Below are 11,575 nucleotides of genomic sequence, written 5' to 3' on the forward strand. Positions count from 1 at the left end.
GAGCTGCCCGGCAGCGGCAGATAGGCGCCGACGTCGCCGGTCCAGCCGTCGGCCCCGCCCATGGCGCGCCGGATATTGGCGCGGATCACCAGCGGGAATTCCTTCGAAACCACGTAGTCGACGAACACCTTGGCCTCGGGCGCAAAGTTGATGTTGCCCATGCCGCGCAGGTGATCGTGATCGTCAGCCTCGCGCCGGCCGATGTTGTAGGAGATGGCCAGGCCGGCACGCCAGTTTGGCGTGCTGACGAGGTTGACACCGATGCCCTCGCCGGTGGATGCGAAGAACAGGTCGCGATAGCGCACGTCCAGGGAGGGACCGCCCAGCACGTAGTAGTTCGAGGCGCCGTCATAGCGCGGGCGATAGATGGCGGCCGCGCCGATGCGCACCGCCCATGTCGGCGTTTCCGGCTCGAACATCTTTTCCAGCGGGATGCCGACCGAATACTGCCATTCCGGCGCCGGCGAAGGCGTCTGGGCGCGCGCTTGCGGCGCCAGCAGGAAAGCCATCGCGGCCACGATCGGGCTAAGCAGCGCAATGGCGGCAGACCGCCAGCGGCGGCAATACGCGGCGCCGGCAAGGCTTGCTTGGATTGTCGACACATCAGCCTCCGTATCCCGGTTGCGGGCAGACACCGAATCTCGGGTGGATCGGAACAACGTCGCCGGAGCGGGCACCGCAAGGATGCCGGCGACTTATCCTTTCATCGGCCGGCGCACTGCGTTACTTCCTCGAATCTCACTGTAGTGTAGGAGGTACTCTGATTCTGCGGTCTTGGCCATGCGGGCGATGGGAAAGGACACACGCAGGCCCGGCTTTCCCGGACTGGCGCCGGGCCGGCGCCGCCGGGCAGGATGCGCCTGGGCGCGGCCTCCGGCGGGCATTTTCGCGCACCTTGGCCGCGCGGGCCCATGGCGGTTGCGAGCTAGGCTGCGTCCGTGCTCCAGCGCCGCGCGAGCGCGACCACGCCATCGCCGGGGGCGGCGCACACCGCCTCTCCGACCACCCGGCCCCAGTAGGTTTCCGTGCCGTCCGCCAGCCGCCAGGCATGCAGGCGGCGGGTGTAGAGCTGCAGGTCGTATTCCTCGGTGATGCCGATCGCGCCGTGCACGGCATGGGCGATGGCGGCCACCGGCGTGACGGCTTCGCTGGCGTTGAGCTTGCCGATGGCGGCGCGCAGCGGGTCCGGTCGCCACGCATTGTCCTGTCCGCCGCCCGCGCAGGCCAGTTGCGCGGCCATGCGCGCGGCGCCGACATGCTCGGCCATGACGCTGATCTGATGCTGGATGGCCTGGAACTTGCCGATGGCGCGGCCGAACTGCTGGCGGTCGTTGGCGTATCGCAGCGTGATGTCGAACACATGGGACATCGCGCCGGCCATCTGCGCGGCGTGCACGCAGGCGCCGATCTCGCGCAGGGCGCCGGCCGGCAGCATGAAGGCGTCCGGCCCTTGCGGCGCGGGTCGCGGCAGGATCACGGTCAGGTCGGCATGGGCGCCGGTGGCGCGCACTTGCGCCTGCGCGCGCGGCAGCAGTACGCAGCGCGCGCCTTCCTGCACCAGGAACCACGCCGCCGGCGCGCCGCCGGCGACCAGCGTGGTCTGCGCCTCATCGCCGTCGAAGCTCGCCAGCGCAATCGGGCCGGCGGGCACCGCGCGCCCCGCGGCGTGCAGCAGCGCGCGTGCGAACAGGGTCTGGCCCAGCGGCAGCGGCAGCGCGTGGCGTCCCAGCGCGAACAGCACCGGCGCCAGTTCCGCCAGCGGCAGGCCGGCGCTGCCGGCCTCCTCGGGCAGCAGGCAATCGGCGAAGCCACTTTCCTGCAGCGCCTGCCAGAGCGGCTGCGGATCGCCGCCGCGTTCCACGGCGCGCACCACGGCGGGGGTACAACAGTCGCGCAGCAGGGCTTCGAGCGCGTCGGAATAAGCGTTATGCATGTGGGAACTCCGTATCAGCGCAGGCCAAGGCCCCGGGCGATCATGCCGCGCAGGATCTCGCGCGTGCCGCCGCGCAGCGAATAGGACGGTGCCACCTGGCTGACGTAGGCCAGGGTGCGGTACAGCTCGGCGTCGGCGGCCAGGTGCGGGTCGTCGCCGAGGGCGGCTTCCGCCAGCGCGGGGATGGACTGCTCGAATCCGGTGCCGAGGTCCTTGACCAGCGCGGCTTCCACCACCGGGCTTTCGCCCGCCGCCAGCCGCGCGGTGACCGCCAGCGACATGGTGCGCAGCACGGCCAGCCGCGCGGCCAGCCGGCCGATGGTGACGGTGTCGCGCCGGGCGGCCGGCGCGCGCCGCAGCGCGGCGATCCAGGTATCGAGCAGCACCACGCTGGAGTACAGGCGCTCGGGTCCGCTACGCTCGAAGGCCAGCTCGGCATTGACCTGCTCCCAGCCGCTGCCTTCCTTGCCGACCAGCGCGCCGGCCGGCAACAGCACGTCGTCGAAGCTGACCTCCGAGAAATGCGCGTCGCCTGCCAGGTCGTGGATGGGCCGCACCGTCACGCCCGGGGCGGACAGGTCCACGATGACCTGCGACAGGCCGCGCTGGCGGTCTTCCGCGCTGCCCGAGGTGCGCACCAGCGCCAGCATGTAATGGCAGCGGTCGGCATTGGTCGTCCAGATCTTGCGTCCGTTCAGGCGCCACGTGCCATCCTCCTGCGGCAGCGCGCGCGTAGCCACGCTGGCCAGGTCCGAGCCGGCATTGGGCTCGCTCATGCCGATGCAGAAGAAGGCCTCGCCGCGGCAGATGCGGGGCAGGTAGAAACGCTTCTGCGCATCGCTGCCGTAGCGCAGGATCAGCGGCCCGCTCTGGCGGTCGGCAATCCAGTGTGCAGAGACCGGCGCGCCGCAGGCCAGCAGCTCCTCCACCAGCACGAAGCGCGAGAACGGGTCGAGCCCGGCGCCGCCGTATTGCGCGGGCAGCGTGATGCCCACCCAGCCTCGCCGCGCCAGCGCACGGCTGAAATCGGCGTTGAAGCCCATCCACGAGCGCGCCCGCGTCTCGGGTGGCAGCGGGGGCAGGTGCTCAGTCAGGAACGCCTTCACCTCTTGCCGGAAGGCGGCGGCGGCCGCGGGCAGGGCGGTAAGCTGGAACGTGTCGATCAGGGAAGTCAAAGCGAATCTCCGGGGATGCGGCTGGCGGCTGGCCAGGCGGCGGGTCAGTCCAGCGTCACGCCGGAATCCTTCACCACCTTCTGCCAGCGGTCGATCTCCTGGGCCAGGTAGCGGCCGTAGGCGTCCGGGCTGCTGCCGCGCGGCTCGGCGCCCTGCGCCGCCAGGCTGGCGCGCACATCGGGCGCGGCCAGGGCCTGCTGCGTGGCGGCGTTGAGCTTGCGCACCACCTCGGCCGGGGTCCTGGCCGGCACCAGCATGCCCTGCCACGCGCCCACTTCGAAGCCCGGCATCACGGTCTCGGCCACGGTCGGCACGTCGGGCAACTGCGAGCTGCGCGACATGCTGGTCACCGCCAGCGCCTTCATGCGCTTGTCGCGGATGAACGGCAGCGAGGAGTTGATGGTGTCGGTCATGAACTGCACCTGGCCGCCGGCCAGGTCGGTCAGCGCCGGCGCGCTGCCCTTGTACGGCGCGTGCACCGCCGACAGCCCGTTGGCCTGCAGGAACAGGAAGGCGGCGAGGTGGGTCACGTTGCCGTTGCCGGCCGAGCCATAGGTCAGCTTGCCCGGGTTGGCTTTCAGGTAGTGGATGAACTCGCCGAGGTTGGCGGCCGGTACCTGCGCGTTGACTTCGAGCACCAGCGGCACCATCGCCGTCATCGCCACCGGGGCGAAGTCGCGCTTCACGTCGTAGGACAGCTTCTTGTACAGCGCCGGGCTCAGCGCGATCGACGAGGTGTTGTAGAGCACCGTGTAGCCGTCCGCCGGCGACTTGGCGACCAGCTCGGCGGCGATATTGCCGTTGGCGCCCGGCCGGTTGTCCACCAGCACCTGCTGGCCCAGTTCGTCCGACATCTTCCTGGCGATGACGCGCGACACCAGGTCGGTCGGCCCGCCCGGCGGGAACGGCACCACCAGCCTGACCGGGTGCGCGGGGTAGTCCGTTGCCGCGCAGGCCGGCCCGGCGGCCAGGCCAAGCGCCAGGAGGACCGGCAGGAGCGGCGGCAGGCCGCGCGCGGGACGTGCCGGCTTGCCGCCGATGCCGGTGCCGGTGCCGGTGCCGGTGCAATTGCTCGTTTCTTTGTCTTGTTTTTTCACTCTGTCTCCTCCGGTTTGGCCGCTATCGCCCCGCCAGCAGGCGCCTGGCGGTGTACTTCATGACCAGCTCGTTGCGCTGGTTGAATACCTCGATGGCCGAGTCCACCACCGCGCGCCCGCTGCGCGAGGTGGGGCGGATGTCGCCCACCGTGACCGTGGCCCAGATCGTGTCGCCCACCACCACAGGCGCCAGGATCTTCTGGGTCAGYTMSAGCATSGCCAGKCCGGTGCCCTGGATCATSGTCTGCAGGATGAAGCCCTCGATCAGCGCATAGGTGAGCGCGGCCGGCACCGGCCGTCCCTGGATGGCGCTGCCCTCGTAGCCCTTTTCGATGAAGATGGCTTCCAGCATGCCGGTGACCGAGATGAAGTTGACCAGGTCGGTCTCGGTCACGGTGCGGCGGAAGGTCTCGAAGGTCTGGCCTTCCTTGATGTCCTGCCAGTAAAAGCCCTGGCCGAGGCGGGGGTAGTGGGTATGCGGCACGGCGTCTCCTGGTGATGGCCGGCCCGTGTGGCCGGCATCCTTTATGTTAGGAGTGGATGGAGCGGAAGATGGAACTGTGCTGTCCGGCACCGCTTCCGGGCTTGCGTTCAGGGTCTCTGCCATGATCCGGGCGCCGGATTCTCAGGCCTCGGCGGCCGGCGCGCAGTATGCCGCGCCGGCTTGCCCAAGCGCGTCGATCTGCGTTTCGCTCAGCCCTGCCTCGCCCAGCAGGCCGCGGGTATGCTGGCCCAGCCGCGGGGGCAGGCCGGGCACCGCGCGCTGGCCGTCGAAGCGCACCGGCGCGCCGGGAAAGCGTAGCGTGCCCATGGCCGGATCCTCCAGCGTGTCGAAGAATCCGGTGGCCTGCAGGTGCGGGTCGTCCACGAGATCGTCCAGCCCATTCACGCGGGCGACCGGGATCTGCAGGGTCTCGCACAGCGCCAGCCACGCGCCGGTGGTGCGCGCGCGCACGATCTCGCCGGTCAGCTCGTAGAGCGTCTCGATATGCTGCGTGCGCGCGGCGATGCCGGCAAAGCGCGCATCGGCCGCCAGGTCCGGGCGGCCGGCGGCGGTGAAGAAGTCACGCCAGTGCGCATCGGTGTACGGCATCATGCAGACGTGGCCGTCGGCGGTCTGGTAAGGCCGGCGCAGCGGGGCCAGCACGCGCGGATAGCCGGTCGGGCCGCGCGGCGGCTCGAAGTGCTGTCCATACAGGTGTTCGACCAGGTTGAAGGCCGTCATCGACTCGAACATCGGCACTTCCACCAGCGTGCCCTTGCCGCCCTGGCGCTCGCGCCCGGCCAGCGCCGCCGCGATCGACAGCGCCGCCACCAGGCCGCTGGTCTTGTCGGCGGCGATGGTGGGGAAGTAGCGCACGGTGCCGGTCTGCGCCGCCATCAGGGCGGCGTTGCCGGACAGCCCCTGGATGATGTCGTCGTAGGCCGGGCGGCCGCCGTAGGGGCCGTCTTCGGCAAAGCCCAGCAGGCTCACGTAGACCAGGCGGGGATGGCGCGCCATCACGGCAGCGGGGTCCAGCCCCAGTCCCGCGAGCTTCTGCGGGCGCATGCTGTGCACGAATACGTCCGCGCTTGCCAGCAGCCGCTCCAGCGCGGCCTGCGCGGCCGGYTGCTTGAGGTTGAGCACCACGCTTTTCTTGCTGCGGTTGACGCCGAGGAAGATGGCCGACATGCCGTCCTCGGCAGCCGGGCCGGTGTGCCGCGTGGAATCGCCCCCGGGCGGCTCCACCTTGATCACTTCGGCGCCCAGGTCGGCCAGCCACTGGCTGGCATAGGGGCCCATCACGACCGTGGAAAGGTCGATCACGCGCACGCCTGAGAGAGGCAACATGCTGGACGGTCTCCTGATCTGTTCTGTGTCTTTCCCGGCGCCCGGCAGGCCAGGCCTGCGCGGCCGGCGCGACATCGGATGGCAACAGGGTAGATCAGGCGAGAGCTTTGCGTCTAATATTAGATTTTTAGTATCCGATACGTTTGGGATATCACCGTGGACCTGCGCCAGCTCCAGCAGTTCGTCGCTCTCGCCGAGACCGGCAACTTCCACCGCGCGGCCGAGCGCCTGCACATGGCGCAACCGCCGCTGTCGATCTCGATCCGCAAGCTGGAGGACTCGCTCGGCACCCCGCTGTTCGTGCGCACGTCGCGCGGCGTGCGGCTCACGCAGGCGGGCGAGGCCGCGCTGCACGACGCGCGCCGCGCGCTGTTCCATGCAGCGCAGGCACGCGCGGCCGCGGTGGCCGCGGCCCATGGCGAACGCGGCGCGCTGCGGGTGGGCTTTGTCGGCTCGGCCACTTATGCGCTGCTGCCCAGGCTGATCCCGGCCTTTCGGGCAGCCCATCCGGGTATCGAGCTGATCCTGCACGAATCCACCTCGGCGTCGATCCTGGAGCGGCTCGAGCGCCACCAGCTCGATGCCGGGCTGGTGCGCTTCCCGATCCTCCAGGCTGGCGGCTACACGCTGATGCCGCTGGAGACCGACGAGTTCGTGGCCGCGGTACCGGCCGACAGCGAATTCGCGCAGCAGGACACCGTGGCGCTCAAGGCGCTGGCGGCAGAGCCCTTCATCATGCATCCGAGCGCCGATGTGCCCAACCTGCAGGCCATCGCCATGCTGCTGTGCCAGCAGGCCGGCTTCGTGCCGCGCGTGACGCAGGAAGCGGTGCAGGTGCAGACCATCATCAGCCTGGTGGAAAGCGGGCTGGGCGTGGCGCTGGTGCCCAGCGTGGCGGCGCGCTATGTCAACCGCCGCGTGCGCTTCCTGCGCCTGAGCAGCCCGCGTCCGTCGGCGCGCATCGGCATCGCGCTGGCCACGCCCGCCGACAGCGACGACCGGCAGGTCCAGCGGCTGATGGCGGTGGCGAGGCAGACAGCCGCGGCTTAGCGGCCTTGGGGGAGGATGTCCGGCAGAAGCCGTGACCGGGAAGGGGGCGGGCGCGGGGCGGGCGCGGGCTCAGGCCGGCGGCGCGCCGCGCGCCGGCGCCACCCGCTCCAGCGCCACGCCCGGCAGCAGATGCAGCAGCCGCACCAGCTCGCTCTGGCGATGCGTGCCGGTCTTGCGCAGGATGTCGCGGATATGCACGCGTACGGTGTGGGGGGAGACGAACTCGTGCTCGGCGATCTCGCTGAGGGTCTCGCCGGCGGCAAGCCGGATGGCGACCAGGCTTTCCTTGCGCGACAGGCCGAACAGCGAGGTCAGCACCGAGCTGTCCAGCACCGAGCGCGACTCGGAATTGCCCATCAGCACCATGGCGAACGGCAGTTGCCAGGGGCCCTCCACCGGCTGGCGCGAAACCAGCGGCAACACGATGATGGGCACCGGCTGGCCGCCCGACGTGATATGCATCCAGGAGCCCGCCGCGCGCTCGGGCCCGTGTGGCTGCATGGCGCGTTCGAGCAGCTTGTGCAGGGTGGCTTGCAGCGCCGGCTCGCGCGGCCGGAGCACGCCATTGTCCAGCGCGAGCTGGCTGTCGGCCTGCACCAGCGCCTCCGCCCAGATATTGGCGTAGCGCACGCGCATGTCGGCCTGCAGCACCATCACGCCGAAGTCGAGCGTATCGAGCCCGGCCAGGCCGAGCGCCGCCAGGCCGCTCAGTTCGGCATTGCGCTGCTGCATGCGCGCGGCGCGGGCCCAGTGCGGCAGCACGCGGGCCAGGCGGCTGCGGCGGTGCGCGGAGCCTTCCATGCCGTCGAAGCGGATATCCGGGGACTGGCCGTCGCCCGATCCGCCCATCAGCACGCACACCTCTTCGGTATCGAGCAGGCGTACGCCGCGTTCGAGGTCGGCGCCGTGCGCGTAGTGCGATGCGTCCTCCATGGGGCCGCCGGCATGGGCGCCGGCCAGTGCGTGCGACGGCAGGGTGGCCAGCGCGCGCAGGTCTTCGGGGATATGCGCGCCCTGCGCCGAGAAGCAGCCGTGCGGGGTCACGCCGAGCCGCGCGCGCCCGGCCACCTTGTCCCAGACCAGGTAATGCGGGCTCTCGGTGCCGGTGTAGCGCGAGAAGAGGTCGAGCGCCTGCGGCATGGCCGTGACGTCGAGCGCGGACTCGTAGATCGAATCGATCAGGCGGTGAAGATCTTCATCCGCCGACGGATGTTCGCCCATGGTGTTTCTCCCCGGTGGCTTGCGCCAGTTCTGCCAAGTACTCGCTATTATTTTTGGTTTGCTGGTACGGCTGGCTCGTGTCGGCCGGCTTCACTGTGGCCATCGCCACCGGACGGGATCGGCCCGCCGCACATGGCGAAATCCGGGCTGCCCGCGTTACCGCGTAGCGGCATTATGCGCATCGGTGCATAACTTCGCAAATTGCGAATGTTGTTTCCCCGATGCATATGAATTTTTCAGCGCTGAAATGTATCTTCGGCGTAACATGGGGCACGGACCGTACCCGTTTCTGCGTACACGCGAAGCCCGGCCCGGCGCTCAGCCATTCCCGGGTGCGCTCGCCGGCAGCGCGGCGGCGGCCGCGCCRGCCTGCGCAGCCTGGGCGCGCGCCGGCGCTGCGCCATCGACCTGCACCGTCACGCGCTGGGTAGCCATGCTGATGCCGTTCTGGTCGAACTTGCGCTTGAGGCGGACATTGAAGGCGCGCGTGATTTCCGCCTGCGTCAGCGGCCGCGTCTTGAACTGGGCCAGCACCACCGAGCCGCCGGGATCGAAGCGGTCCAGGCCGAGGATGTCGAGCCCGGACAGCAGGTTGCGCGCATAGCGGAAATCGCGCGAGACCTCGTTGCCGGTTTCGCGGATCAGTTCCATGGCGCGATCGAGATCGCTGCCGTAGGCCACGCCGATATTGAAGACCGCGAAGGCGTAGCCGCGCGACAGGTTCTTGRTGGCCTTGATCTGGCTGTACGGCAGCACGTGCAGCGCGCCCTTGCCGTCGCGCAGCTTGACGGTGCGGATGGTCATGGCCTCCACCGTGCCGGCGTGGTCGGGCAGCTCCACCGAATCACCGATGGCGATGGAGTCTTCCACCACGATGAACAGGCCGGTGATCAGGTCCTGCACCAGGCTCTGCGCGCCGAAGCCGATCGCCAGGCCGACCACGCCGGCGCCGGCCAGCAGCGGCGTCACGTTGACGCCGAGGTTGGCCAGCACCACGATCAGCGTGATCACCAGCAGCGCCACGAACAAGGCGTTGCGCACCAGCGGCAGGATGGTCTTGGCGCGCAGGCTCGGCGCCGGCCCGCGTCCGTGCGCGGGCGTCAGCGTCTGCGTGATGGCGGTATCGATCAGCAGCCAGACCAGCCACGCCAGCAGCACCGTGGCGGTCACGCTGAACACCGCTTCGCCGATGCGCCGGCCCACCGGCGATGATTCCATGATCGACAGTAGCGAGGTGCCCCAGATGCGGCTGCCCAGCTCGAAGTACGCGAACCAGATCACCACCCGCACCACCGCCTTGGCGAAGCGCCCGAAGCGCGCCACATAGGCCGAGCGCTGGCGGTCGCGAAAGCGCGGCGCGCGGCGGGTAGACTTGGGCGAGCGCCCGCTCACCAGCGTCAGCAGCAGGGCGGCGACGAACAGCGCCACCGAGGCCACGGTGCGCCGCAGGAAGATGTCGGCATTGCCGGTGGCCAGCAGCGTGCCGGCCACCGAGGCCACCACCACCGCCAGCACCGGCAAGTGCCAGGTGGCCCCGATCAGGCGCAGCAGGTCGGCCACCCCCGGATACGCCTGGCGGAACGCAAGCGGGCGGTTGGTGATGAGCTGGCCGATCTGGCGGCGAAAGCGCAGCGTGAAGCAGCCGATCAGCAGGGCCGCGGCGATATTGGCCACGGTGGAGACCAGCGCCGACAGGTTGGTGCCGAGCGAGGCGACCACGCGCGCGTCGGTGGCCACGTCGCCCAGCGCCGCAAGTGCGCCGGTGGCGAACAGCAGGCCGCGCGAATGCCGCAGCAGTTCGCGCACCGCGCGGGCGCGATGGGCCGAGCTGAACAGCGCGAAGATGACCTGGCACACCGCGCCGAGCACCGCGCCGGCCGCCACCGAATAGGCGATCACCATGCCGGCCATGCTTGCCGGCGAGCGGTTGAAGACGCTGACCGAGAGCAGCATGGCCAGGCCCAGGGCCAGCACCCACGGAATCACCCGGCGCAGCATGTAGAGCCCCACGTCCATCCAGGATGGCACCGCCGGCAGTTCGGCGCGCGGGGTGTGCTGCACCAGCCGGTGGCGCACGCGCTTGCCGGTCTCCCACAGCAGCCAGCCGGCCAGGAACCACGCTGCCAGCACCGCGCCGAATTCCCTGAGCGACTGCGAGGCGGGCCGGCTGCCATTGACCGTGAGCGCCATGCGCCACTCTTCGACGGCGAATTCGGCGCGCCAGCGCCAGTAGTGCCATGGGCCCATGTCCTTGCGCAGCTTGTTGTCGAGATGGTCGACCGCCTCCGCCAGCGCGCCCAGCAGGCCGGGCTTCGGCGCCGACGCATCGCTGGCGCCCACCCCCTTGCGCAGCGTCTGCAACTGCTCGACCAGCGCCTTGCGGTCCTTGTCGCTCTGCAGCGTCGTGATGACCTGGTCGAGCGACTGCGCGAGTGGCTCGCTGGCCGCGGGCTGCGAGGCCGGCGCGGCCGTCACGGCCGCTTGCAGCGCGGCCAGGCCGGGGGCGGCGCTCGCCGCTGGCGCGAGCCAGGCACCGGCCAGCGTCAGCCACCATGCCGCCAGCAGCCGCATGGCGATCGTTGTCGACGGTCTGTTCAGTAGCGTCATCGCAGGAGCGTGGTGAGCCTCCGGCCGCGGCCGGACATGCCTGACACTGTAGCGCATTGCACAAACGGCGCGCCTTGCGGCGGGGGCAGCCGGCACCACATCGGCCCGGCGTCAACGCAAGCGTGCCACGGGCCGTTGAGTGGAGTATTGCCTGCCGGGCAGATGGCGGCTGCGCGTGCCCGGCGCCGCCGTCTCCCCGATCGCGGCCGCGGTCGTTTCGTTCTGGTTGTTTCTGGTTGTCGTTTTCGATGTTCCCAATGGCATTGTCACTGCAGGAGCCCGTCATGCCCGCCACGAAAGCCACGAAGTCCGCAGTCGCTGTCTCCGCCCGCCCCCCCGGGCAAGCCTTGTTCATGCGCCTGGGCCTGCCCATGCTGCTGGCCGCCGCCGTGTGCGTCGGCGTGCCGCTGCTGGCGCGCGCGCAGACCGCGCCGGCGGCGCAGGCGCCCACTGGCATCTGCAAGGACGGCAGCAATTACTTCGGCGCCACCAAGCAGGGCGCCTGCGCCGGCCACGGCGGCGTGAAGGAGTGGCGCGGCGCCACTGCCGCCAGCGCGCCGGCGGCAGCAGCGGCACCAGCGGCACCAGCGGCCGCGAAGGCCGCCGTGCCCACGCCCGCCGCCGGCACCGCGCCCGCGCCCGCAACTTCGATGGCCAAACC

The 11,575-nt window shown here is 70.3% G+C and carries 10 protein-coding genes; 2 read left to right on the forward strand and 8 right to left on the reverse strand.

Annotation, left to right across the window (positions count from 1 at the left end; genetic code table 11):
• The 6 genes from AC1DO7_RS34690 to AC1DO7_RS34715 form a co-directional block, all read right to left on the reverse strand.
• Window positions 1-602 (reverse strand): MipA/OmpV family protein (locus tag AC1DO7_RS34690; protein ID WP_477117146.1); only part of this gene is annotated, 602 nt, incomplete at its 3' end.
• A 323-nt stretch (window positions 603-925) separates the two neighbouring features.
• Window positions 926-1,933: an acyl-CoA dehydrogenase family protein gene (locus AC1DO7_RS34695; RefSeq protein WP_441650073.1), complete on the reverse strand. Its 1,008-nt coding sequence runs from the start codon at window positions 1,931-1,933 to the stop codon at window positions 926-928.
• A 14-nt stretch (window positions 1,934-1,947) separates the two neighbouring features.
• Window positions 1,948-3,108 carry an acyl-CoA dehydrogenase family protein gene (locus AC1DO7_RS34700; RefSeq protein ID WP_441622259.1) on the reverse strand — a complete coding sequence of 387 codons (1,161 nt, stop codon included), beginning with the start codon at window positions 3,106-3,108 and terminating at the stop codon, window positions 1,948-1,950.
• A 44-nt stretch (window positions 3,109-3,152) separates the two neighbouring features.
• Window positions 3,153-4,103: a Bug family tripartite tricarboxylate transporter substrate binding protein gene (locus tag AC1DO7_RS34705; protein ID WP_441622281.1), complete on the reverse strand. Its 951-nt coding sequence runs from the start codon at window positions 4,101-4,103 to the stop codon at window positions 3,153-3,155.
• A gap of 124 nt (window positions 4,104-4,227) precedes the next feature.
• Window positions 4,228-4,689 carry a MaoC family dehydratase gene (locus AC1DO7_RS34710; RefSeq protein ID WP_477117147.1) on the reverse strand — a complete coding sequence of 154 codons (462 nt, stop codon included), beginning with the start codon at window positions 4,687-4,689 and terminating at the stop codon, window positions 4,228-4,230.
• Window positions 4,690-4,830: 141 nt separating this feature from the next.
• Window positions 4,831-6,036 carry a CaiB/BaiF CoA transferase family protein gene (locus AC1DO7_RS34715; protein ID WP_441650075.1) on the reverse strand — a complete coding sequence of 402 codons (1,206 nt, stop codon included), beginning with the start codon at window positions 6,034-6,036 and terminating at the stop codon, window positions 4,831-4,833.
• Window positions 6,037-6,192: 156 nt separating this feature from the next.
• Here AC1DO7_RS34715 and AC1DO7_RS34720 point away from each other — a divergent pair, with 156 nt between their 5' ends.
• Window positions 6,193-7,086: a LysR family transcriptional regulator gene (locus AC1DO7_RS34720; protein ID WP_441622265.1), complete on the forward strand. Its 894-nt coding sequence runs from the start codon at window positions 6,193-6,195 to the stop codon at window positions 7,084-7,086.
• Window positions 7,087-7,155: 69 nt separating this feature from the next.
• On the opposite strand, the gene AC1DO7_RS34725 is transcribed toward AC1DO7_RS34720, so the two are convergent.
• Both AC1DO7_RS34725 and AC1DO7_RS34730 read right to left on the reverse strand, forming a co-directional pair.
• Window positions 7,156-8,307, reverse strand: a complete 1,152-nt coding sequence (locus tag AC1DO7_RS34725) for a helix-turn-helix transcriptional regulator (RefSeq protein ID WP_441622267.1) — start codon at window positions 8,305-8,307, stop codon at window positions 7,156-7,158.
• A gap of 318 nt (window positions 8,308-8,625) precedes the next feature.
• Window positions 8,626-10,914, reverse strand: coding sequence for a mechanosensitive ion channel family protein (locus AC1DO7_RS34730; protein WP_477117148.1), 2,289 nt, complete (start codon window positions 10,912-10,914; stop codon window positions 8,626-8,628).
• Between the two features lie 284 nt (window positions 10,915-11,198).
• Here AC1DO7_RS34730 and AC1DO7_RS34735 point away from each other — a divergent pair.
• On the forward strand, window positions 11,199-11,575 hold a 377-nt coding region (locus tag AC1DO7_RS34735; RefSeq protein WP_477117149.1), incomplete at its 3' end, for a DUF3761 domain-containing protein.

This window comes from Cupriavidus sp. 05N40 (assembly GCF_056397305.1).